The 21,695-nt window shown below is 56.7% G+C and carries 21 protein-coding genes; 8 read left to right on the forward strand and 13 right to left on the reverse strand.

Annotated elements, in window-relative coordinates; all coding sequences use genetic code 11:
- Window positions 1-32 precede the first annotated feature (32 nt).
- Complete coding sequence (locus ACMYSO_RS01135) at window positions 33-1,601, reverse strand: sugar hydrolase (RefSeq protein WP_434668850.1); 1,569 nt, start codon at window positions 1,599-1,601, stop codon at window positions 33-35.
- Window positions 1,602-1,804: 203 nt separating this feature from the next.
- Between ACMYSO_RS01135 and ACMYSO_RS01140 the strand changes: the two genes are divergently transcribed.
- The 3 genes from ACMYSO_RS01140 (at window position 1,805) to nadS (ending at window position 3,460) form a co-directional block, all read left to right on the forward strand.
- Window positions 1,805-2,629 (forward strand): helix-turn-helix domain-containing protein, encoded by an 825-nt coding sequence (locus ACMYSO_RS01140; protein WP_434668851.1) that lies wholly within the window; start codon window positions 1,805-1,807, stop codon window positions 2,627-2,629.
- Between the two features lie 153 nt (window positions 2,630-2,782).
- Window positions 2,783-3,100, forward strand: coding sequence for a type II toxin-antitoxin system RelE/ParE family toxin (locus tag ACMYSO_RS01145; RefSeq protein WP_434668852.1), 318 nt, complete (start codon window positions 2,783-2,785; stop codon window positions 3,098-3,100).
- Between the two features lie 63 nt (window positions 3,101-3,163).
- Window positions 3,164-3,460, forward strand: coding sequence for a NadS family protein (gene nadS / locus ACMYSO_RS01150; RefSeq protein WP_434668853.1), 297 nt, complete (start codon window positions 3,164-3,166; stop codon window positions 3,458-3,460).
- 309 nt (window positions 3,461-3,769) lie between these two features.
- Here nadS and ACMYSO_RS01155 read toward each other — a convergent pair whose 3' ends face one another.
- The 4 genes from ACMYSO_RS01155 to ACMYSO_RS01170 form a co-directional block, all read right to left on the reverse strand.
- Window positions 3,770-4,288 carry a ClbS/DfsB family four-helix bundle protein gene (locus ACMYSO_RS01155; protein ID WP_434668854.1) on the reverse strand — a complete coding sequence of 173 codons (519 nt, stop codon included), beginning with the start codon at window positions 4,286-4,288 and terminating at the stop codon, window positions 3,770-3,772.
- A 133-nt stretch (window positions 4,289-4,421) separates the two neighbouring features.
- Window positions 4,422-4,757 carry a DUF6616 family protein gene (locus ACMYSO_RS01160; protein WP_154143772.1) on the reverse strand — a complete coding sequence of 112 codons (336 nt, stop codon included), beginning with the start codon at window positions 4,755-4,757 and terminating at the stop codon, window positions 4,422-4,424.
- A gap of 25 nt (window positions 4,758-4,782) precedes the next feature.
- Window positions 4,783-5,292 carry a MarR family winged helix-turn-helix transcriptional regulator gene (locus ACMYSO_RS01165; RefSeq protein WP_434668855.1) on the reverse strand — a complete coding sequence of 170 codons (510 nt, stop codon included), beginning with the start codon at window positions 5,290-5,292 and terminating at the stop codon, window positions 4,783-4,785.
- Window positions 5,293-5,409: 117 nt separating this feature from the next.
- Window positions 5,410-5,991, reverse strand: a complete 582-nt coding sequence (locus ACMYSO_RS01170; protein ID WP_434668856.1) for a flavin reductase family protein — start codon at window positions 5,989-5,991, stop codon at window positions 5,410-5,412.
- A 211-nt stretch (window positions 5,992-6,202) separates the two neighbouring features.
- Between ACMYSO_RS01170 and ACMYSO_RS01175 the strand changes: the two genes are divergently transcribed.
- The 4 genes from ACMYSO_RS01175 to nhoA all read left to right on the forward strand — a co-directional run bounded on the left by ACMYSO_RS01175 (window position 6,203) and on the right by nhoA (window position 10,538).
- Window positions 6,203-6,907 carry an ABC transporter ATP-binding protein gene (locus ACMYSO_RS01175; protein ID WP_434670881.1) on the forward strand — a complete coding sequence of 235 codons (705 nt, stop codon included), beginning with the start codon at window positions 6,203-6,205 and terminating at the stop codon, window positions 6,905-6,907.
- Entirely contained in the window at window positions 6,904-7,872 is a 969-nt protein-coding gene (locus ACMYSO_RS01180; protein WP_434668857.1) for an ABC transporter substrate-binding protein, read from the forward strand. Before ACMYSO_RS01175 ends, ACMYSO_RS01180 begins: the two co-directional genes overlap by 4 nt.
- 88 nt (window positions 7,873-7,960) lie before the next feature.
- Window positions 7,961-9,616: an ABC transporter permease gene (locus ACMYSO_RS01185; RefSeq protein ID WP_434668858.1), complete on the forward strand. Its 1,656-nt coding sequence runs from the start codon at window positions 7,961-7,963 to the stop codon at window positions 9,614-9,616.
- A 76-nt stretch (window positions 9,617-9,692) separates the two neighbouring features.
- Window positions 9,693-10,538: an N-hydroxyarylamine O-acetyltransferase gene (gene nhoA, locus ACMYSO_RS01190; protein WP_434668859.1), complete on the forward strand. Its 846-nt coding sequence runs from the start codon at window positions 9,693-9,695 to the stop codon at window positions 10,536-10,538.
- A gap of 5 nt (window positions 10,539-10,543) precedes the next feature.
- On the opposite strand, the gene ACMYSO_RS01195 is transcribed toward nhoA, so the two are convergent.
- Complete coding sequence (locus ACMYSO_RS01195; protein ID WP_434668860.1) at window positions 10,544-10,969, reverse strand: tautomerase family protein; 426 nt, start codon at window positions 10,967-10,969, stop codon at window positions 10,544-10,546.
- A gap of 236 nt (window positions 10,970-11,205) precedes the next feature.
- On the opposite strand from ACMYSO_RS01195, the gene ACMYSO_RS01200 reads away from it, so the two are divergent.
- Window positions 11,206-12,123 carry a LysR substrate-binding domain-containing protein gene (locus ACMYSO_RS01200; RefSeq protein WP_434670882.1) on the forward strand — a complete coding sequence of 306 codons (918 nt, stop codon included), beginning with the start codon at window positions 11,206-11,208 and terminating at the stop codon, window positions 12,121-12,123.
- Window positions 12,124-12,177: 54 nt separating this feature from the next.
- Here ACMYSO_RS01200 and ACMYSO_RS01205 read toward each other — a convergent pair whose 3' ends face one another.
- The 7 genes from ACMYSO_RS01205 to ACMYSO_RS01235 form a co-directional block, all read right to left on the reverse strand.
- Window positions 12,178-12,444, reverse strand: coding sequence for a hypothetical protein (locus ACMYSO_RS01205; protein ID WP_434668861.1), 267 nt, complete (start codon window positions 12,442-12,444; stop codon window positions 12,178-12,180).
- 203 nt (window positions 12,445-12,647) lie between these two features.
- Entirely contained in the window at window positions 12,648-13,328 is a 681-nt protein-coding gene (gene narI / locus ACMYSO_RS01210; protein ID WP_434668862.1) for a respiratory nitrate reductase subunit gamma, read from the reverse strand.
- Window positions 13,325-14,020 carry a nitrate reductase molybdenum cofactor assembly chaperone gene (gene narW, locus ACMYSO_RS01215; protein ID WP_434668863.1) on the reverse strand — a complete coding sequence of 232 codons (696 nt, stop codon included), beginning with the start codon at window positions 14,018-14,020 and terminating at the stop codon, window positions 13,325-13,327. The genes narI and narW overlap by 4 nt, the downstream gene beginning before the upstream one ends.
- Window positions 14,020-15,546, reverse strand: a complete 1,527-nt coding sequence (gene narH, locus ACMYSO_RS01220) for a nitrate reductase subunit beta (protein ID WP_434668864.1) — start codon at window positions 15,544-15,546, stop codon at window positions 14,020-14,022. The genes narW and narH overlap by 1 nt, the downstream gene beginning before the upstream one ends.
- Complete coding sequence (locus ACMYSO_RS01225) at window positions 15,543-19,283, reverse strand: nitrate reductase subunit alpha (protein WP_434668865.1); 3,741 nt, start codon at window positions 19,281-19,283, stop codon at window positions 15,543-15,545. Before ACMYSO_RS01225 ends, narH begins: the two co-directional genes overlap by 4 nt.
- Window positions 19,284-19,343: 60 nt before the next feature.
- A complete protein-coding gene (locus ACMYSO_RS01230) occupies window positions 19,344-20,732 on the reverse strand; it encodes a NarK family nitrate/nitrite MFS transporter (protein ID WP_434668866.1) in 1,389 nt (462 codons plus the stop codon).
- Between the two features lie 285 nt (window positions 20,733-21,017).
- Window positions 21,018-21,599: a TetR family transcriptional regulator gene (locus tag ACMYSO_RS01235; protein WP_434668867.1), complete on the reverse strand. Its 582-nt coding sequence runs from the start codon at window positions 21,597-21,599 to the stop codon at window positions 21,018-21,020.
- Window positions 21,600-21,695 lie beyond the last annotated feature (96 nt).

The raw sequence follows: 21,695 nt of genomic DNA on the forward strand, positions 1-21,695 counted from the left end.
GGCAACTTGAAGGATGAAGGGGATTGTTGTTGTTAAAGTCCGTACTGGCGAATAAACCAGGCCGGGGTGCAGCTCCACGCATGGCAGTAACTGTTTATCAGTTTGCTGCCATAAGGGGAAAAGTCAGGCTGTTGCGGGTCGAAAATTTCCCAGAAGGTATCGGCACCGTAATCCACCATTGCCCCCCAGTAGGCTTTGATCTGCGTAATCGCCTCATCGCGTAGCCCACATTGCAGCAGGGCGGCAATATAGTGGTGACGCAGATACGGCGTGTTCATCGCGATGGTGGGGGGATTGGTGGCCAGGTTATCCATGATCTCGCGACGCTGCTGAGGGCTGCCGACTTCCGCCAGTACCAGCCAGATTTGCGAGGCCCAGGAGACCTGACGCTGTGCGCCGCTGACGTAAAAGCCCTGCTGACCATCCCATAACGTCTCTGCTGCCGCTTTGCGGTGCTGTAACGCGCTACGCCAGGTGGCCGCCCGCTCAGGTTCAAACCGTTCGGCCAGCCAGATTGCCCGTTGCAGGCAGTAAATCAGTACCCCCTGGGCCGCAGCCTGCTTATTCAGCGATTCTTGCCAGTCGATAAATACCCACCAGTCTTCGCTGTCGCGCACCAGGCCATTCTCATCGCAGCGAGTTAACGCCAGCTCGATCTGACGCCGGGCAGTGGGCCAGAGCTCACAGGCGCTCTCAACATCCCCGGTGCTCTGCAAATAGTTGTAGAGGACATCGGTAAAAAACAGCGAATAATCAAACAGAAACGTGTCATCTGCAAGCACATCCGGTTGGACGAACACGTTGGCTGAAACCATGCCATCTTCGCGGGTGTGTGCAGCGAAGAGATACAGGCAGCGGCGGACCAGATCGTGATGCGCGAAAGTGACGTCGTTCACCAGCGCCTGCAGGCGTAAGTCACCGAGCCACAGCCGGCGGTCACGCTTGGGACCATCCTCAAAAACCTCCTGCATGCAGTTTTGCAGGGTCAGGACTGATACCTTGTCGATGGCCTTGAGCTGCGGATCGCGCGTTGTGGTCGGCGGGCAGGCGTTGCTGGCGGAAGTTACGGCATTCACCCGAATCTGGTCGAGTTGCAGGCGGAACTTGCTTGAAACGGCTTTGACTTCCACTTTGAGATAGCGGAAGCAATAGCGTCTTGGCAGATTAATCTCCGCGGGTAAGACATCCAGCCACAGGTCCTGCTGCTGTAACCAACTGCTGCTGAGCCAGCCCCGATAATCGCTGAACGGCTCGCACACTTCACTGAGCGTTTCGCCGAAGGTCAACTGCAGGTGTGCCGGGGCGTCCGGCGGGCTTCCGGCGCTGCGGCAGACGAAATGCAGGTAGCCCACATAATGACTGCCAAAATCGATAATTACGCTATCGCCGCTGGTCAGTTCACGCCGGGATAATTCGGCCAGGGTGCTCAGCGGTTCGGCGCGCCAGCCAAACACGGCGTCGTTATCGGCAAATGCCTCGACTACCGCTACTGGTGAGTGGGGCTGGCTGCGCAGCTCAGGTCGGAGCGCCTCCGCGGTGCGTAAAAATGCCGGATGGCGGGTCATCGGGATGTGCGCATTCTGCTGAATAGCTTGTGACATACTGCGTCCTCTGTGTTTATTTGTCCGCAGCATAAGACGCCGCTTCCTGCGTCAACCACTCTGGCAATGCCAATGCATTTGCGAAAATGGCAGTGATGAAGGGATGGGCCGGTTGGCGATCACAAATCCATAAATCTTGTTCGTGGCGGTCAGTAAAATCGATTATCGTGCCACTGCGCCGTATGTCGTTTTGGACTGAAGAAATGATGATGTTGACCGTTGAGTATTATTTCACCGACCCGCAGGATAAGCTGGGGATGTACGCCAGTGACCCGGAAGATAATAGCCATGAACATAGCCACGAGTTTGCTGAGCTGGTGATTGTTGAAGAGGGGCACGGACTGCACGTTATAAATGGCCGCCCATTATATATCCAACAAGGAGACGTTTTTTACGTCCAGCCGGGTGATGTGCATTATTATGATGAGCTCGGAACGCTCAAGTTAATTAATGTGCTGATTAACCCGCAGGTGGAATTTCATTATTTACGCCATCTCGATACGCTATTGCAAAAATTCTCAGCCCGGCAGGCCTCCTGCTACGGGTGGCTTGCTCCGGACCCCCGACATCTCTGCAAAGAGCTGGTGGATAAAATATTTTCGCCCGAGCTTCAGCAGGCGCAAAATAGCGCCCTGCGTGAAGCCGCTTTTTTCCAGCTGATCACCACGATCCTCCATGCCGAAACCGAAGCCGAATATAGCAACACCAAGTATAAGCTGCATAAACTGTTAACCTGGTTACAGGAGCACTGTTTTGAGGAGCATAACTGGGGGCAGCTGGCGGAGAAATTCCATCTGACTACCCGCACTGCCTTTCGCCATATTAAAGAAGCCACCGGGCTGACGCCGGATAATTATTTAAAACGTCTACGTTTAGTATCGGCACGGGTAAAATTACGCGAAACCGATATGACGATCACCGAGGTGGCGTATTTATGTGGTTTTGCCAATAGCAATCACTTCACCACCTTATATAAAAAGGTGTTTGGCCTGACTCCCAGCGAAGACCGACGCCGGGTACAGCGTTGAGAGAGCCCGGATGGAATAGTGTGTGGTCCGGTCAGCGCAGCGCCACGGGGTAAGCTTGGTTAATGAATATGTACCCGGTACATTAAATTGGTTGATTAATGTACCGGGTACATGTATGTTAACCAGTAAGTCGTGATGACATCAGGGAATAAGATGTTTACTTTTATTGAGCTGCAAGGTTTCAGTAAACGACGTCAGGAGCTGTTACCGGATGATGAGTTTCGTGCCTTTCAGGAGATGCTGATCAACGATGCCGAAGCCGGTGACACTATTTCAGGTACCGGAGGATTTCGTAAAATTCGTTGGGGTCGACCGGGAACAGGGAAGCGTGGCGGCGTAAGGGTGATTTACTACAATGTAACGACAAAAGGGCGCATTTATCTGGCATTAATCTATTCGAAAAATGAAAGAGATGAATTAAGCCAGGAACAAAAAAAGATGTTAAGACAAGTTGCTGGTTTATTAAACTAATATATAAACAGTAAGTCAGGCTGAGCAAACATTTGTAGCGACAGAGAGCCAACTGAGGTGTTTATGAAAGATGAATTGTTTGCCGATCTGCTGGCCAGTGCAGAAGAGATGGTCAGGATTGAAAAAGGCGAGCAAACGCCAAAGGTAGAGCATATTCATACCTTTAGTGAGATTGACGTGAGAGCGATACGGGAAGCAACTGGTTTGAAACAGCAGGATTTCGCGGTTGCCGTTGGCGTCAGCTATGAGCTGGTAAAAAGCTGGGAAACCAAACGACGTCAGCCAACCGGTCCCTCAAGAAAGTTGCTTTTACTGCTTAAGGGCAACCCAGTTATTATTGATAAATTAAAAAGCATGTAAAATAAGATGCTCAAAGGCAGGATTGTTTGATTTTGGTTGTTTTTAAAAAATTGAGATAAAAAGGATAGTCAATAAACTGAATTTTTAATTGCTATCTGCCTTCATGAATATTCCACTAGATAGCCAGCCGTCCAGCCTGTAACAAAACGGCTGGCTACACGTTTATTAAAATAAAATTCCTGTATTGAGCCCGGCGAAGACCGGCGCCGGGTACAGCGTTGAGAGAGCCCGGATGGAGTAGTGTGTGGTCCGGTCAGTGCAGCGCCACCGGGGTATAACCCTCGGAAACGTTGCCGCGTTGCTGGGGGGTTATTTCAAGGGAATACTCTGCTCTTTTGCCCATTTACGCAATCGGGCGCAGGCGTTGGCGTAGGGTGACGAGGTATTTAATGAAATCATCCGCCCCAGAGTCCATTTACCGTACCAAGGGCGACCATACAGTGTCTCGTCGTCACCGGTAGCGATTTGGACCATAATTTGCTGCTTAACCTCATGTAGGTCGGCCAGTAAAGAAGCGAAGTCCCGGGAAGGGTAATCGCCATAAAACTTCTGCGCCAGCTGCCCAAGTTGATTCCATTTAAAACCGGTTTCAGGAAGGTCGACAGACTCTTGCGCCTTGTCGTATGTGAGCCATTTAAGTACCAGTTCGTTCCATCCCAACAGATAACAGAGCAGATCGCGTACGCTCATGACCGTGCCTTGCGCATGGCCTGGTAAGCTTTTTTCAGCGGTTTTCTCTTCAGGAATATGCGCAAGGTAATTGGCCAATGTGGTGAAGTTTTTGTCAATGGCTTCCAGGAGCTGAGTCTGGGTTTGCGGTATGCTCATCGTGAGTTCCTTTCTGAGATGATATGGATGATTCCCGGATGGTGGAGCAGGGCAGCTTATCCGGGCGACGATATTATGATTATGCGCTTTGTAGCCCCGGTAGCCGATCCACCGGGGAGTTGGCCGCAGGATATTATCCCGCCAGCGCCTGCAGGTGCTGCTGCATATTACCGGTCACCGCGGCGGCATTGATGTGATCAAAATAGCCATACCAGCCGCTGGCAGCGATACCGGCCAGCAGGGCATCGCGGGCCTGGGCGTCAGGAAAACGCCAGATCCCCAAAAAGCGGTGCGGGGCCGCGTTGTCGATGGCCGTATCGGTTTCCGCCAGCGTCAGCAGTTCAACCCCCCATTGTGCAAGACCGCTCATCCCGGACTGAATGCCCTGAATAAACGCGCTACGTTGCGCCTCTGACAGCGCGTGCCAGGCGGCATTGGGAGTGTAGAGTTCAACCAAATAATGAGACATGTTTGCTGCTCCTTTACGTTGTGTTTTAACACGAATCAGACGCGGCTTTTCCTGCCAGCGTACCGGCGGCGACTTTCGCCAGCAGGCCAGCCAGCTGGCTGCGCTCCGGCGCCGAGAGATGGCTGAACAAACCGGCAATCCAGCGGCTGTGCTGGGCAAAAACTTTGCCGATCAGCAGCTTGCCTTCAGGGGTTAATCCAATACGCATCGCCCGGCCATCAAGAGGGTCGGCATGACGTTCAATCAACTGGTCGCGCTCAAGACCGTTCAGTAGACCGGTGATCGTCGCCCGGGTGACGCCGGCTCTTTCTGCCAGCACGTTGGGGGCGAGGCCCTCAGGCGCGGCATCAAGCAAAAACAGCAGCACGAAGCGCCCCTCGGATAACCCCCAGGGTGCCAGCAGCGTCGCGCAATCGCGGTCGATGGCGGCAGCTAACGACAGGGTCTGAAAACAGAGGCGGATATTGTCCACATCGGCAAGCTGATGACGTTCGGCTTCCTGCAGTAGCGATAGGTATTTTTGTTCGAGTTCCATAGCGGCCTCCATCATATAGTATGGTGCCTAACTATATGTCTGAAGCAACAAACAAGCAACCTGCTAATAAAGGGTGTGTGAACGGCAGGCTTAATCGCCTGCCTCGGTAAAGAAAGGTTACTCTTCCGGCATATTGGCCTGCACGTGGCGGCCGCTGGCAACAAAATTACCGGTGCCGAGATGATGCAGGGTATTGAGCTTATCGTCGTCGAACTGCCAGCGACCAGTAGCAAACGCGCGCTCATCGGCGGCAGCGGAAACTACCTCGCCAAACAGGGTATCGTACTGTTCCTGGGCTGAGCCTGACGGGAGCAGGCGGCACTCCATCCACGCCAGACATTTCTCTTCGATTAACGGTAATCCCAGAACCGGGCCGGTGACCACCGGGATACCGTAGGCGTTGAATTTATCCTCGTCGCGCCCGCTGATGCTGCCCACGGCGTAGGTCCAACTGGCTGCCGCCACCCCGGGAACCACGATGCCGAAGGTGCCGTTGCGCTCGATAATTTCCCGCGTCCAGGCGCTTTTATCCACCACGATCGCCAGCCGGGGCGGTGCGAATTCGACGGGCATCGACCATGCGGCGGCCATCACATTGCGGCGTTGCGTCTGGGCGTCATAACTGGTGATCAGAATGGTTGGGCCATGATTGAGCAGGCGACTGGCGTACTGGAGTTCCACGTGGCGAAAACGGCTCATAAGCGTTCCTTGGTAAATGGGTCTGATGCCTGACAACACGTTAATCCGCAATGAAAACGTAATCAATACGTCATACAGGCTCCCTATAGTCGGCACCACTAAATCCCAAAGAGGATCACAACATGGTAGCTCTCCTGTCTTTATCACAGGTGAGCGCGGCCCGTCAGGTGTTGACCGCGGGCAGAGCATCGCTTTCCCAACGGGGAGGGCGATAATGCGCGCGCTGACCAGCATCACACTCGATGGCGTCTCTTTCGCCTTCGGTCCCCAGACCATTCTTCATCAGATAGACCTACAGATCGACGCGGGCAGCATTGTGGCGCTTTTAGGGCCATCAGGCTGCGGAAAAAGCACCTTGCTGCGTCTGTTGGCCGGGCTCACCGTGCCTGCCAGCGGCGAAATTCGCTTCGGCGACCGGCTGGTGGCAAAACGCGGTTGGGCAATGCCACCGGAACAGCGTGATATCGGCATGGTGTTTCAGGATTACGCCCTGTGGCCGCATATGACGGCGGAGCAAAACGTCGCCTTTCCGCTGCGCATGCGCGGCGTACCGCGGCATGACCGACAAAAGCGGGTCGCTGAGGCGCTGGCGCTGGTGGGCCTCAGCGGTTTCGCCGGGCGTAAACCTTCCGGGCTGTCCGGCGGGCAGCAGCAGCGCGTCGCCCTGGCGCGTGCCATTGTCGCTGAACCTCGGGTTCTGTTGTTCGATGAGCCGCTCTCCAATCTTGATAGCGAACTGCGGGAATCACTCTGCGTGGAGATGAGCCGACTCCTGCGACAGTTGGGGATCACCGCCGTGTACGTCACTCACGATCGCCGCGAAGCCGAACTGCTGGCCGACAGAATTGTTCATCTCTCGGCGGGCGCCATCGCCGCCGTGCGCACCGTTACTTCATCCTCAGGGGAACTTGCATGAAAACCGTTATGACCATTAAGAAAGGAGCTGCGCTCGCGATGCTGTTGTCCGTCACCATGATGTCCAGCGCCCACGCGCTGACCGTATATACCGCCGGTCCCGGCTCGCTGGCGAAGAGCCTTGCCAGCGGCTATGAAAAGAAAACCGGGGTGAAGGTCAATATTTTCCAGGCCACCACCGGCAAAGTGATGGCCCGTCTGGAAGCCGAGCAGGCCAACCCGCAGGCAGATGTGCTGATCTCCGCCTCCTGGGATACCGCTGAAGATTTACATCACCGCGGCTGGCTGCTGCCGTATCAGAGCGCCAACGCCGATAAGGTCCCGGCGAACCTGAAATCGACGGATTATGTCGCGCAGGGGATCTCGGCGCTGGGGATCGTCTGGAATACCAAAAGCGGGACTCCGGAGCCGAAAGAGTGGCGTGATCTGACCGAAGCGGCGTTCAAAGACAAAGTGACCACGCCGGACCCGGCGCTCTCCGGCGCATCGCTGGATTTGCTGATCGGGTTACAAAATGGCATGGGCGATAAAGCCTGGGCGCTGTTTGACGACCTGAAGCGCAATGGCATGGTGGTCAGCGGGCCGAACGCTCAGGCCGTCACCCCGGTGATGCAGGGGGCGAAGGCGGCGGTATTTGGTGCGGTGGATTATGTCTCCTACGGCAACATCCATCAGGGCGAATCTCTGAAGGTGATTTTCCCCGCCAGCGGCACGGTAATTGCGCCGCGTCCGATGATGATCCTCAAGACCAGCCAACATGCTGACGATGCTAAAGCCTTCGTTGATTATGTCCTGTCGCCAGAAGGCCAGGCGCTGGTTGCCGACGCCTGGCTGATGCCGGCGCGAAGCGATGTCCAGGCCAAACGTCCGTTGCTTAATGAGCTTAAGATCTTGCCAACCACCAGCGATGGCAACAGTGAACGTAGTGCGGTGCTGTCCCGCTTCAATACGTTGTTCGCACAGTAAATCGATCTTTCCCGGGTGATAGCTTGCGCCTAACCCGGGATACAGGACCGCCGATAGATCGCGGGCGGTGGTTTTTCAGGAAAATGTCGTGAAACAAACACTGATATCCGGGTTTACGCTAACAGCGCTGCTGGTGCTGGTGGCGTTACCGCTGTTATTTATCGTCCTGCAAGCGGTCTTTCCGCACTTTATCGCCGGTTCGCTGGACGGGGCATTGAGCGGCGTATCGACGCTGGCTAGCGACCCGCAACTGCTGTCGATGCTCGGCGGCACCCTGTGGGTCGCCGCTGGCGTGGCGCTGATGAGCGTACTGATTGGCTTGCCGCTGGGGGTATTGCGCGGTCTGTTTACGCTGCCGATGCCGCGCCTGTGGGATCTGCTGTTCCTGATCCCATTTCTGACGCCGCCCTATATTTCGGCCCTGTCGTGGATGCTGGTGCTGCAACGTAACGGCTATCTGCAACAGCTCACGGGCTGGGATCTTAACGATCTGCTGTTTAGCCGCAGCGGGATCGTGCTGGTGATGACCTTTAACATCTTCCCGGTGGTCTACTTTGCTGTTTCCCGCAGCCTGCTGGCGAACGGACAACGGTTGGCTATGGTGGCGCGAGTGCACGGCGCCAGCGCCTGGCGGGCCTTCTGGCATATCACGCTGCCGATGCTCTCACCGGCGCTGGCGGCAGGGATGCTGCTGGCGTTTACGTTGGCGATTGAAGAGTACGGCGTTCCGGCTGCACTGGGCTCGCGGGCCGGGCTGACGATGCTTACCGTCGGCATTGAGAAAAAACTCGCCGACTGGCCGATTGATTTACCCGGCGCCTCGCTGCTGTCGCTGCTGCTGATCGCGGTGGCACTGCTGGCCTGGTGGCTGCAAAAACGACTCACTGGCGATAAAGAGGTCACCAGCGTGACCGGCAAGCCGGGAGAGAACAGCGGTACCAGCCTTGGCTGGTTGGCAGCGCCTGCGGTGCTGCTGATGGCCGGCGTTGGTGGGCTGGCGGTGCTGCTGCCGGGGGCCTCAATGGTGCTGACCAGCCTGATGGGCACGCTGTCCGGTGGTCTTCACAGCGACAATTTTACCTTGCGTCATTTTTCCGCGTTGTTTGCCCAGCAGGGCGATGCGCTGTCGGCGCTGGGAACCAGCCTGTCGCTGGCGCTGGCGTCGGCATTGATTGTCGGGCTGATCGGATTGCTGGCGGCCTGGCTGGTTTTGGTGCAGAAAATCAAGGGCAGCGCCCTGGTTGATGCTTTATCGCTGATGCCGGCGGCGCTCCCGGGCGTGGTGGTGGGCGTGGGGTTGATTCTGCTGTGGAACCAGCCGTTCTGGCCGGTTTCGCCCTATAACAGCTGGTTTATGCTGCTGCTCTCCTATTGTTGCCTGCTGCTGCCGTGGCCGGTGCGCTATGTGGGTAGCGCGCTGCGCCAGCTTGGCAATAACCTCGAGCCAGCCGCGCGGGTGCACGGTGCTACCCCCCTGCAGGCGCTGCGGCTGATTGTTCTGCCACTGGTGTTTCCGGCACTGCTGGCCGCCATGCTGATGGTGTTTGCGGTGGCATCGCGCGAGCTGGTGACCTCGCTGCTGCTGGCGCCGGCCGGCACTCAGACCGTAGCGGTGTTTATCTGGCGCCAGTTTGAGCAGGGCTCGGTCGGGCAGGGAATGGCGATGGCTTCGCTGACGCTGTTGACCGGATTGGTATTGATGCTCAGCGCGCTGGCGTTAATGCAGCGGAGCACACGTGAATGAATACGACCGCACAAAATAGACGGTCAACTGGCAAAAATAGGCTATAAATGTCGGACACCGATTGCTGGAGGCATTGATGAGTCCATTTTTAAGCGCCTATTTTTCCCGTCTGGGTTGGACGGGAACCCCTGATGTTACGATCGACACCTTGCGCGACCTGCATATTCACCACAACAGCGCCATCCCGTTTGAAAATCTGGATGTGTTGTTGCCCCGGGAGATCCACCTCGACGATCGGACGCTGGAAGACAAGCTGGTGAACGGTCGGCGTGGCGGCTACTGCTTCGAGCAAAACGGTCTGCTGGAAAGAGCGCTGCGCGAGCTGGGCTTTACAGTCCGCAGCCTGTTGGGAAGAGTGGTGCTGGCGAATCCGCCGCAGATGCCGCCGCGTACCCATCGTTTGCTGCTGGTAGAAGTGGAAGGCGAACGCTGGATTGCCGATGTCGGTTTCGGCGGGCAGACGCTGACCGCGCCGATCCGTCTGCTGGCTGATGTAGAGCAAGCCACCCCGCACGGTGAGTATCGCCTGCTGTGTGAAGGAGAGGTCTGGACGCTGCAGTTCAGCCACCATGGCCACTGGCAGTCTATGTATCATTTTGACCTCGGTCACCAGTACGCGTCCGACTATGTAATGGGCAATTTCTGGTCGGCCCACTGGCCGCAATCGCATTTCCGCCACCATCTGCTGATGTGCCGCCATCTGCCGGACGGCGGCAAAATGACCTTAACCAACTTCCACTTCACCCACTGGGATAAGCACCACGTGGTCGAGAAGGTTGATTTCCCGGACGTTCCGGCGCTGTATGTCGCACTGCAGTCCCGCTTCGGCCTTGGCGTCACGGATGCCAAATATGGCTTCAGCGAAGCGGAGCTGGCGGCGGTGATGGCGGCGTTTGATACCCATCCGGAAGCCGGTAAGTAGGGCGCTCAAGGGCCGGAAACGACGTTCTCCGGCCCATATTCCGTTAAACAGAACATCTTGCCGCCGCTAAATGACCAGTCTTCCGGCTCGGTAAAGCCGATCACCACCATCACCTCATGCGGGCTGATGCCCAGCGACTGCTCAAGTCGCGTCACTAAATCCTGATAGAAACGCTGCTTTTGCAGACGGCTGCGCGGCTTACCGGCGGTTATCTGAAACAGCAGGAAATCATCGCTGCGCCCGACCTCAGACGTGCAGAGATAGTGCGGGTTAACGAGCCGTCGCCCTTGGCTGTAACAATCGAACAGCTGAAAGCAGTCACCGGCCGGGACCGAAAAGTGGCCTTCCAGAGCCTGCTGTAACGCGGCGCTAATGGCGGCGTGCCAGGGTTCGAAGCGTTGCTCAGAAATCGCAATGCGGGTCACAGGCATCGTCATCTCCTTATTCTGCGTTGAGCTGGTGCAGTACGTTTAACGCCGACACCGCGGCAGGCCAGCCGGCATAAAACGCCAGTTGCGCCAGGTTTTCCCGTGTCAGATGACCGTTACTCATATTTTGCCCTTATTGTGAAATCCAGTGGGGTGTCACAGAGACGATATCCGGTTATGATAATTTCGATAATCATATAATTCATGACTGATAGTCCTTAAAAGCAGGATGATTGATGATGGCCAGACGACCACTGACTTTTGATGCTGATGCGCTGCGGGCTTTTGTCTCCGGGATGGAGCTGGGCAGTTTTGCCCTCGCGGCGGAGCGCCTCGGGCGTTCAACCTCTGCAGTTAGCGCGCAGCTAAAAAAGCTGGAGCAGCAGGCTGGTATGGCGCTGGTGCAGAAGGCGGGCCGCCATCTGACATTGACGCCTGAAGGTGAAATCATGCTCGGTTACGCGCGACGGATCCTGAGTCTCAATGACGAGGCCTGTGCCGCGTTGCAGGCCAGAGGGGTGAGCGGCGAAGTGCGCCTTGGGCTGCAGGAGGATTTTGGTGAGGTGCTCCTGCCGACGATCCTCGGGCAGTTTGCCCGGGCCTGCCCGGAGGTCGAGATTGCCGTGACCGTGACCCGCAACGCACCGCTGAGAGAGGCGATGCTGCACCAGGAGCTTGACCTGGCGTTGAGCTGGGAAGGGCGCGAACAACCGGCCTTCGATCGGGCGCTGGGGAGGGTGCCGCTGCGCTGGATTGCGGCGCCAGAGTTCGAACTCGCCACGTATCTTGCCAAAAACCAGCCGCTGCCGCTGCTGGCGTTTGAAGCGCCGTGTGTGATGCGTACGGCCGCCACGACGGCGTTAGATAATGCCGGTATTCCGTGGCGTATCGCGTTTACCAGCCGTAGCCTGAACGGTATCTGGGCCGCCGCTTCTGCCGGGTTAGGGGTCGCGCTGCGTACCACCATCGGCATGCCGGCTACGCTCAAGGTGATTCCGGCTGCAACGTTGCCCGAGGCGGGGGATATTGGCGTCGGGTTATATGGCGATGAACGTCGCCTTTCTGCACCGGCAACGCTGCTGTTTGATACCATTGTCGACTGCTTTGCGCAGCATCTGCCGCCGACGGATGCTGCGCTGTGGCAGCCAAAACGGTAATAAGCCGGGCTGTTACTCATATTATTATTAACCCGGCTCTTTCATTCGCTATATCTATGTAAAAAACCAAATAATAAATCCAAACATGGTGATGATGCCGACAAATATAATATTGCCGGTGTAGTCTTTTACTTCCTGCATATACTCATCATTAAATTGATTTAACGCCTTAACGGCCTGGGATTCGTTCTCTGCGTCCACTTCAATATGATGTTTTCTAAACCCTTTTTGCTTCATCTCTTTAATGAATGCACGGGTAACCTGTTCTTTTGGAAACGCTTTACCACCGCTGGTGCTGATAAAAATGACATATTTACTCATGGTTCCCTCTCTGGGAATGGCTCTTCCGTTGGCGTCAATGGTGTTAGGGCAAATACGACAATTATGAGAGGCGAGTATAAAACATGGCGAGGATTGATGACAGATACCGTCGGTGCAATAAAAACGCCCGACTCCTGAACCGGAAGCCGGGCGTTTGCTTTTACCAATAAGTGCAAGCGGCCAGGGATTACATAATTAACCCCTCAACGCCGGGACCGCACCAACTGATAGCGACGGGTTAAATATTCGATCGGTGCGCTCCAGACGTGCACCAGGCGAGTGAAGGGGAAGATCAGGAAAATGGTCATCCCGAGCACCAGGTGGATGCGGTAGATAAATGCCACGCCATCAAGATGCGCCGAGGCACCGCCGTGGAAGGTCACTACCGCCTGGGCCCAGTCCACCAGCTTCAACATCTCGCTGCCGTCGGGATGCTGGGCCGAGAAGGGAATAGTGGTTAACCCCAGAATGCACTGAATCAACAAAATGCTGAGGATCACAATATCCGCCGTCGATGAGGTGGCGCGAATCCGCGGGTTGGTCAGACGACGGATCAATAGCCCGGCGCCGCCCACCAGCGTCAGTACGCCGCAGACGCCGCCGAGGATCATCGCCATCAGCTGTTTCTGCGACATCGGCAGGAACCATGAGTAGACCCAGTGCGGGGTCAGCATGCCAAAGAGGTGGCCGAAGAAAATCCCCAGAATGCCGATATGGAACAGATTCGACCACAGCACCATGCCACGCTTGTCGAGCATCTGGCTGGAGGAGGCGCGCCAGCTGTACTGCCCGTAGTCATAGCGCAGCCAACTGCCGATGAGAAACACCGTCCCGCAGACGTAGGGGTAGATGTCGTAAAAAAAGACGTTCAGGTATTGTATCATTTCGGGCCTCCGGCACGGACGTCAACGTACTGCGGCGCGACGTCCTGGCTAAAGCGTCGTTGATAATGTTGCATCGGCGAACTGTCGCAGGCGGTGGCATTATCTTCGATAAATTTCACCTGCTCCTCTTCCCACACGGCATCCAGCGCCTGGCGGGTATCATCGCGTTTCTCACCTGCTACCTGTTTTGTGACACTGTCACTATTGAGCGTGCTGCCGGCCAGCGCCAGCAATACGTCAAACAGTTGATAATATTCACATTGCCGCTGTTTCAACCGCCCGCCAAGGAGTGCCAGAATCGGCGCGACGTTTTGCAATCCCTCCCTGGCCGCGTCCGCCGCAAGCGTGCTGAGGTACTCGAGATAGAGCGGCAGATGGTCCGGCAGTTCCCGACAGTCGAGCTGCAGCCCGGCCTGCTCGTACTGGTTCATCAGATTGACCATCGCCTGGCCGCGATCGCGGGACTCTGCATGCACATGTTCAAACAGCAGCAGTGAGGTTGCGCGCCCAAGCTCAAACACCTCGCACCATTCGGCCTGGCGGTTGAGCAGCGGGGCGGCCAGCAGCGGGGCGGCAAACGGCAACAGCGCCGGTGCATCGGCGCGGACCAGCGCCAGCGCCTCCTCGCGGTTGTCCCATAGCAGGGCATCCGGGTACTCCAGCAGTAGACCAATGACTTTCAGAATCCGCATTAGTCCTTCTCCCCGATGTTGATCGCATCGATTCGCTGGCTGTTAAACAGGTTGAATTTGGTATCCGACCCGTGGCAACCGTCGCCGAAAGTAAACCCGCAGCCGTTGCGTTCCGGGAAGGCATCTTCCGCCATTTCACGGTGACTGGTGGGGATCACAAAGCGGTCTTCATAGTTGGCGATAGCCAGGTAGCGGTACATCTCTTCAACCTGCTCGACGCTTAAACCCACTTCCTCGATCGCCCGGGTATCGGTGACCCCTTCGACGGTCTGAGAGCGTTTATAGTGGCGCATCGCCATCATTCGTTTCAGGGCGCGCAGCACCGGGCCGGTGTCGCCGGAGCTCAGCAGGTTCGCCAGGTACTGTACCGGAATGCGCAGGCTCTCTACCGCGGGCAGGATCGTGCCTTTATTCGGCAAACCGCCGGCATCGGCGACCGACTGAATCGGCGACAGCGGCGGCACGTACCAGACCATTGGCAGGGTGCGGTATTCCGGGTGCAGCGGCAGCGCCAGCTTCCAGTCCATCGCCAGTTTATACACCGGCGATTTTTGCGCCGCGTCGATGACGTTATGAGGAATGCCCTGTTTTAGCGCCTCTTCAATCACCGCCGGGTCGTGCGGGTCGAGGAACACATCGCACTGGCGTTCATAGAGGTCGGTTTCATGTTCGGTGCTGGCCGCTTCCTCAATCCGGTCGGCGTCATACAGCAGGACGCCGAGGTAGCGAATGCGCCCGACGCAGGTTTCTGAACACACCGTCGGCTGGCCGGATTCGATGCGCGGATAGCAGAAGATGCACTTCTCCGATTTGCCGCTTTTCCAGTTAAAGTAGATTTTTTTGTACGGACAGCCGCTGATGCACATGCGCCAGCCGCGGCATTTATCCTGATCGATCAGCACAATGCCATCTTCTTCGCGCTTATAGATGGCGCCGCTCGGGCAGGTAGCGACGCAGCTCGGGTTGAGGCAGTGTTCGCACAGGCGCGGCAGATACATCATGAAGGTATTTTCAAACTGGCCGTACATCTCTTTCTGCATCGCTTCGAAGTTACGGTCATGGGCGCGTTTTTCAAATTCGCCGCCCAGCAGCTCCTCCCAGTTTGGCCCCCAGCTGATTTTATCCATTCGCTTACCGCTGATCAGCGACCGCGGGCGCGCGGTCGGCAGATGCTCACTTTCCGGCGCGGTGTGCAGATGCTGATAATCGAAAGTGAAGGGTTCGTAATAGTCGTCGATGCCCGGCAGCTGCGGGTTGGCGAAGATTTTTGATAGCACGCCCACCCGGTTGCCGAGGCGCGGCGTCAGCTTGCCGGTGATCCCACGGATCCAGCCGCCTTGCCACTCTTCCTGATCCTCCCAGTTTTTCGGATAGCCGATGCCGGGTTTAGTTTCCACGTTATTAAACCAGGCGTATTCCATCCCTTCGCGCCCGGTCCAGACGTTCTTACAGGTGACCGAACAGGTATGACAGCCGATGCATTTGTCGAGATTCAGCACCATCCCGACCTGTGAGCGTATTTTCATTTTTTCGCCTCCTGTACCTGGTCGCGACCTTCGTCATCCAGCCAGCTGATGTTTTTCATTTTACGAATCATGATGAACTCATCGCGGTTGGAGCCGACGGTACCGTAATAGTTAAAGCCGTAGGCCAGCTGCGCATAGCCGCCAATCATATGGGTCGGTTTGGGGCAAATACGGGTCACGGAGTTATGGATCCCGCCGCGACGACCGGTCACTTCAGAGCCGGGAATATTCATGATGCGTTCCTGCGCGTGGTACATCATGGTCATCCCCGGCGGAACGCGCTGGCTCACCACCGCGCGGGCGGTAAGGGCGCCGTTGGCATTGAAGGCTTCGATCCAGTCGTTATCTTCAATGCCGAGCTCTTTGGCATCGGTTTCGCTGAGCCAGACGATTGGCCCGCCGCGCGACAGGGTCAGCATCAGCAGGTTTTCACTGTAGGTGGAGTGAATCCCCCATTTCTGGTGCGGTGTGAGGAAGTTGAGCGCCTTTTCCGGGAAGCCGTTGGGCGGGATCTCGCGCATGTGGCTGACGCTGCGGGTATCAATCGGCGGACGGTAGACCACCAGACTTTCGCCGAAGTCGCGCATCCACGGGTGGTCCTGATACAGCTGCTGGCGGCCGGAGAGGGTGCGCCACGGGATCAGCTCATGGACGTTGGTATAGCCGGCGTTATAGGAGACGTGTTCGCTTTCGAGACCGGACCACGTCGGGCTGGAGATGATTTTGCGCGGCTGCGCCTGGATATCGCGAAAACGAATCTTCTCGTCTTCTTTGTTGATTGCCAGATGGGTGTGGTCGCGCCCGGTAAACTCACCGAGCGCTTGCCAGGCTTTAACCGCGACCTGGCCGTTAGTTTCCGGCGCCAGACTGAGGATCACCTCGGTGGCGTCGATGGCGCTGTCGATACGCGGGCGGCCTTTGGCCGGGCCGTCGAGCTTGACGTAATTGAGTTTGCCGAGGAATTCGACCTCATCCTCGGTTTTCCAGGTGATGCCCTTGCTACCGTTGCCAAGTTTATCCAGCAGCGACCCCAGCGAGGTGAAACGCTCATAGGTTGCCGGATAATCACGCTCCACCACCGCGATGGTTGGCGCGGTTTTTCCGGGGATCAGATCGCATTCGCCTTTATGCCAGTCCTTCACCTCAAACGGCTGGGACAGCTCGCCCGCCGAATCGTGCTGCAGCGGCAGAAGCACCACATCCGTTTCAGTATCGAGATGCCCCACGCAGACCGTCGAAAAGACCCGGGCAATCTCTTTATAGATTTCCCAGTCGCTTTTGGCTTCCCAGGCCGGGTCGACCGCGGCGGAGAGCGGGTGGATAAACGGGTGCATATCCGAGGTGTTCATATCGTCTTTTTCATACCAGGTGGCGGTCGGCAGGACGATATCGGAGAACAGGCAGGTGCTGGACATACGGAAATCGAGGGTCACCAGCAGGTCGAGTTTGCCTTCGATGGCAGCGGTCTGCCATTCCACCTCTTCCGGTTTCACCTCGTCCGTGGCCCCCAGTTCATCGCCCTGAATGCCGCTGTCGGTGCCCAGCAGATATTTGAGCATGTACTCATGCCCCTTACCGGAGGAGCCCAGCAGATTAGATCGCCAGATAAACATATTGCGTGGATGGTTTTTCCCGTTATCCGGCTGCTCGCAGGCGAAGCGAATAGTACCGGATTTTAGCGCCTGTACTGTGTAGTCGGCCGGTGAGAGTCCGGCGGTGTCGGCCTGTTGCTTAATCGTCAGCGGGTTAACGCTGAGCTGGGGGGCGGAGGGCAGCCAGCCCATCCGTTCCGCCCGGACGTTAAAATCAATCAGGTGGCCGGTATAGCGGCTGGCATCCGCCAGCGGAGAGAGCAGTTCCTGCGCGGTGAGCTTCTCGTAACGCCACTGGCTGGAGTGGTTGTAAAAATAGGAGGTGCTGTTCATCTGCCGCGGAGGACGGTTCCAGTCGGTAGCAAAGGCCAGCGGCAGCCAGCCGGTCTGCGGACGTAGCTTCTCCTGGCCGACATAGTGCGACCAGCCACCGCCGCTCTGTCCGACGCAACCGCAGAACACCAGCATATTGATCATCCCCCGGTAGTTCATGTCCATGTGATACCAGTGGTTCACCCCGGCGCCGAGGATGATCATCGACCGGCCGTGGGTCTTATGCGCGGTGTCGGCAAACTCCCAGGCAATTTGCTCAATATGCTGGCGCGGGACGCCGGTGATCTGCTCGGCCCAGGCCGGGGTATAGGCTTTGATTTCGCTAAAATCGCTGGCCGCATTGCTGTCGTCAAGACCGCGGTCGAGCCCGTAGTTAGCCAGCACCAGGTCATAGACGCTGACCACCAGGGCGCTGTCGCCGTTCGCCAGCGCCAGCCGTTTTGCCGGCAGCTGGTGAATGATTACCGGTTGCTGGGCCACGCTGCGAAAGTGGGGGTTCTCATTGCCGCCGAAGTAGGGGAAACCCACTGGGACCACGGCGTCATTAAAGGGCAGCAGGGAAAGCGCCAGTTCGGTCTCTTTTCCGGCGGCCAGCGGTTCGAGGTTCCATTTACCTTTTTCACCCCAACGAAAACCAATGGAGCCGTTGGGGGCCACCAGTTCGCCGGCGCTGCTGAACGCCACGGTTTTCCACTCCGGGTTGTTACTTTCACCCAGCCCGTCCAGCAGGTCGGAGGCGCGGACCATGCGGCCCGGCACCAGGCTGCCGTCCGCGCGCGCCTCGAGCATCACCAGCATCGGCATGTCGGTATAGTGGCGGCAGTAGTTGAGGAAGTAATCGCTTGGGTTATCGAGGTGGAAACGCTTTAAAATCACATGACCCATGGCCATGGCCAGCGCGCTGTCGGTACCCTGTTTCGGCGCCAGCCATTGGTCGCACAGTTTCGCCACTTCCGAATAGTCCGGCGTGATGGCGATAGTTTTGGTGCCTTTGTAACGGACCTCGGTAAAAAAGTGGGCGTCCGGGGTGCGGGTCTGCGGTACGTTCGACCCCCAGGCGATGATGTAGCTTGAGTTATACCAGTCGGCGGATTCCGGGACATCGGTCTGCTCGCCCCAGGTCATCGGCGAGGCCGGCGGCAGGTCGCAGTACCAGTCGTAGAAGCTCAGGCAGGTGCCGCCAATCAACGACAGATAGCGGGTGCCGGCAGCATAGGAGACCATCGACATCGCCGGGATCGGCGAGAAACCCACGATGCGGTCCGGGCCATACTGTTTGATGGTCCAGACGTTGGCGGCGGCAATCAGCTGGTTCAGCTCTTTCCAGGTCGAGCGAATAAACCCGCCTTTGCCGCGCATCTGTTTGTAGCTGAGGCATTTCTGGCGGTCCTGCATGATGCTGTCCCAGGCATCGACCGGGTCCGGATGCCGCGCCAGCGCTTCGCGCCACAGTTCAATCAACCGCTTGCGCGCCAGCGGGTATTTCAGCCGGTTAGCGCTATAGAGATACCACGAATAGCTGGCGCCGCGCGGGCAGCCCCGCGGCTCGTGGTTGGGCAGATCCGGGCGGGTGCGCGGGTAGTCTGTCTGCTGAGTTTCCCAGGTCACCAGCCCGTTTTTAACGTAAATTTTCCAGCTGCAGGATCCGGTACAGTTCACCCCGTGCGTTGAGCGAACGATCTTGTCGAACTGCCAGCGCTGACGGTAGCTATCTTCCCAGTCGCGGTTGGTGTCCAGCACCTGACCGTGGCCGTTGGCAAAGGTCTCGCGTTTCTGCTTAAAGTAGCGAAAGCGATCCAGTAGTTTGCTCATGACATTATCTCCTGACGGAGGCAGGCGCCTCCGTGGTTACCGTGCTCAGCAGGGTTGTGATTATTTTGTGGCGGGCTTGCGACGGCCGTAGACCAGCCAGGTCACCAGTACGCAGACGACATAAAAGACAAAGAACACCTTCATGGCGCCGACCGGGGAGCCGGTCATGGCAAGCGAAGTACCGAAGGCTTTGGGAATGAAAAAGCCGCCGACCGCGCCGATGGCGGAGATAAACCCGAGCGCGGCGGCGGTATCGGTTACCGCTTCATGCTGGGCCTGCTCATCGCTACCGCCGCGTTTCTTGACGCTGTCGATGGTGATCTGACGGAAGATGACGGCAATCATCTGGAAGGTGGAGCCGCTGCCAAGACCGGCGGTGAGGAACAGCCCCATAAACACGATGTAGAAGGCGAAAAAGCTGCCGGAACCGGAGCCCGGCAGGGTCAGGAACAGCAGGCCGGTAAACAGCGCCATCAGGATAAAATTCACCAGCGTCACTTTGACGCCGCCCAGCCGGTCGGAAATAATGCCGCCGAATGAGCGCGCCAGCGCCCCGATAAACGGCCCGAAGAAGGCCAGCTTGAGGATGTTAACGTCGGGAAACTGGGTCTTCGCCAGCATGGCGAAGCCGGCAGAAAAACCGATAAAAGAACCGAAGGTGGCAAGATAGAGCAGACTCAGCAGCCACATGTGCGGGCGTTTCAATACCGGTAACTGATCGCGGATCGCCGTTTTCGAACCGGCGATATCGTTCATGCCGAACCACGCGGCCACAGTGGCCGCCAGCAGCAGCGGCACCCAGATCAGCGGGGAGTTACCCAACCACAAGGTGGATCCATCCCCTTGATCGACGCCGCGTACGCCGAGGAAGGTGAAAATCGGTAAAAAGATCACCACCGGCGAAAGCAGCTGCATCACGCTGACGCCTAGGTTACCCAGGCCACCGTTGACGCCAAGGGCGCTGCCTTGCTTCGCTTTGGGGTAGAAAAAGCTGATATTGCCCATGCTGGAGGCAAAGTTTGCTCCGGCAAAACCGCAGAGCAGGGCGATGATGATAAACATCCAGAACGGCGTCGCTGGATTTTGTACCGCTACTCCAAGCCACAGGCACGGGATCACTAATATCACCGTGCTGATCACCGTCCAGTAGCGCCCGCCAAATATCGGCACCATAAACGAATAGGGCACTCGTAATATTGCGCCAGACAGCGAAGGGAGCGCGGTTAATAAAAACAGCTGATCGGTAGTGAAATTAAATCCGACTTTATTAAGATTGACCGCAACGGCGCTGAATAACATCCAGACGCAGAAGGCCAGAAGCAGGCAACTGACTGATATACAAAGATTCCTCCGTGCGATAGCCTTTCCTTTATTTTCCCAGAATGCCGGATTTTCTGGTCGCCACTCTTTTAAAAGGTAATGATTATCTTTCTCATTTTCTCTCGACATATTGCCCTCGAATACCCAGTAACCAAAGGAAAATTAAATTTGAGAAAACAGCAAATTAATCAGAAGAGGTGATTCAGGATGGCAGATCTTATTATTGTCGTGATTGAAGAATAGATAAAAAAATAGCCGTGGCAGAATGCCTGCTGCGAATAGGGTTTTATTATTTGTTACTAAATGTAAATCAGGAAGGGCATAACAGTGAGGAAAACGCTGCTGTTTGCAACAGCTCACCGCCCGACAGGCGGGGCCTGAGCAGGGATTTGCCGGGCTCAGCAATGCTCGGATTCAGGGGCGTAATAGCTCCATCGCTATATTATTATTTATATAACGGGTAAAGGTGCTATCGTCAATGACATCCATTCCCAACACATAAATCCCATCCAGACCGCAAACCAGCGAAATTAAGCGCCAGGCGATATCTTCAGGGTTATCTGTAGGGTGGAATTCGCCGCTGTCGACGCCGTCGCGAATAATATTCACGGTCTCCGTGTGCCACATCGACATGGTCAGCAGATAGGCCGCTTTGATATCGCTATCGCTGCCGGAAAGTAGTTGCCCCTCGCGCCACAGGCGGATATAGGGTTCCAGCCGGCGGTCTTCACTGCCGAGCACCGCGAACAATCGTTCCTGGCAACTGCTCTGCGGGGACACCAACTGAATATCCATCATCTCGCGGATGAGACGGACAAAAACCTGGGCTTTCAGTTCACCGGTAGAGCTGAAATGGTGATGGAGCTGGCCGGTGGAAACTTGTGCCTCTGCGGCGATCTGCCGCACGGTCATGGCCGCCAGTCCCCCCTGCAGCGCCACGCGCATGGCCGCCAGCATGATAACTTCCCGCCGTGCTTCCCGATTTAAGTAATGCATATTTCCCCGCTGAACCGTGGTGTCGATGGATAGTAACAAAAAGTTGGACAGTCGTTCAACAATGCGGCAGAATCGCATTCCTGAACAACTGTTCAA

It is taken from the genome of Klebsiella sp. B345 (assembly GCF_051131735.1).
GTDB lineage: Bacteria > Pseudomonadota > Gammaproteobacteria > Enterobacterales > Enterobacteriaceae > Klebsiella.

What these genes read in the sequence shown, in the direction of transcription:
- ACMYSO_RS01195 (WP_434668860.1), bottom strand. Translation starts at nt 10,969, where the DNA reads ATGCCTGTGACCCGCATTGCGATTTCTGAGCAACGCTTCGAACCCTGG.
- ACMYSO_RS01200 (WP_434670882.1), top strand. Translation starts at nt 11,206, where the DNA reads ATGGCCAGACGACCACTGACTTTTGATGCTGATGCGCTGCGGGCTTTT.
- ACMYSO_RS01145 (WP_434668852.1), top strand. Translation starts at nt 2,783, where the DNA reads ATGTTTACTTTTATTGAGCTGCAAGGTTTCAGTAAACGACGTCAGGAG.
- narW (WP_434668863.1), bottom strand. Translation starts at nt 14,020, where the DNA reads ATGCGGATTCTGAAAGTCATTGGTCTACTGCTGGAGTACCCGGATGCC.
- ACMYSO_RS01165 (WP_434668855.1), bottom strand. Translation starts at nt 5,292, where the DNA reads ATGGAACTCGAACAAAAATACCTATCGCTACTGCAGGAAGCCGAACGT.
- narH (WP_434668864.1), bottom strand. Translation starts at nt 15,546, where the DNA reads ATGAAAATACGCTCACAGGTCGGGATGGTGCTGAATCTCGACAAATGC.
- ACMYSO_RS01155 (WP_434668854.1), bottom strand. Translation starts at nt 4,288, where the DNA reads ATGAGCATACCGCAAACCCAGACTCAGCTCCTGGAAGCCATTGACAAA.
- ACMYSO_RS01225 (WP_434668865.1), bottom strand. Translation starts at nt 19,283, where the DNA reads ATGAGCAAACTACTGGATCGCTTTCGCTACTTTAAGCAGAAACGCGAG.
- nadS (WP_434668853.1), top strand. Translation starts at nt 3,164, where the DNA reads ATGAAAGATGAATTGTTTGCCGATCTGCTGGCCAGTGCAGAAGAGATG.
- ACMYSO_RS01160 (WP_154143772.1), bottom strand. Translation starts at nt 4,757, where the DNA reads ATGTCTCATTATTTGGTTGAACTCTACACTCCCAATGCCGCCTGGCAC.
- ACMYSO_RS01140 (WP_434668851.1), top strand. Translation starts at nt 1,805, where the DNA reads ATGATGATGTTGACCGTTGAGTATTATTTCACCGACCCGCAGGATAAG.
- ACMYSO_RS01235 (WP_434668867.1), bottom strand. Translation starts at nt 21,599, where the DNA reads ATGCATTACTTAAATCGGGAAGCACGGCGGGAAGTTATCATGCTGGCG.
- nhoA (WP_434668859.1), top strand. Translation starts at nt 9,693, where the DNA reads ATGAGTCCATTTTTAAGCGCCTATTTTTCCCGTCTGGGTTGGACGGGA.
- ACMYSO_RS01180 (WP_434668857.1), top strand. Translation starts at nt 6,904, where the DNA reads ATGAAAACCGTTATGACCATTAAGAAAGGAGCTGCGCTCGCGATGCTG.
- ACMYSO_RS01170 (WP_434668856.1), bottom strand. Translation starts at nt 5,991, where the DNA reads ATGAGCCGTTTTCGCCACGTGGAACTCCAGTACGCCAGTCGCCTGCTC.
- narI (WP_434668862.1), bottom strand. Translation starts at nt 13,328, where the DNA reads ATGATACAATACCTGAACGTCTTTTTTTACGACATCTACCCCTACGTC.
- ACMYSO_RS01205 (WP_434668861.1), bottom strand. Translation starts at nt 12,444, where the DNA reads ATGAGTAAATATGTCATTTTTATCAGCACCAGCGGTGGTAAAGCGTTT.
- ACMYSO_RS01135 (WP_434668850.1), bottom strand. Translation starts at nt 1,601, where the DNA reads ATGTCACAAGCTATTCAGCAGAATGCGCACATCCCGATGACCCGCCAT.
- ACMYSO_RS01230 (WP_434668866.1), bottom strand. Translation starts at nt 20,732, where the DNA reads ATGTCGAGAGAAAATGAGAAAGATAATCATTACCTTTTAAAAGAGTGG.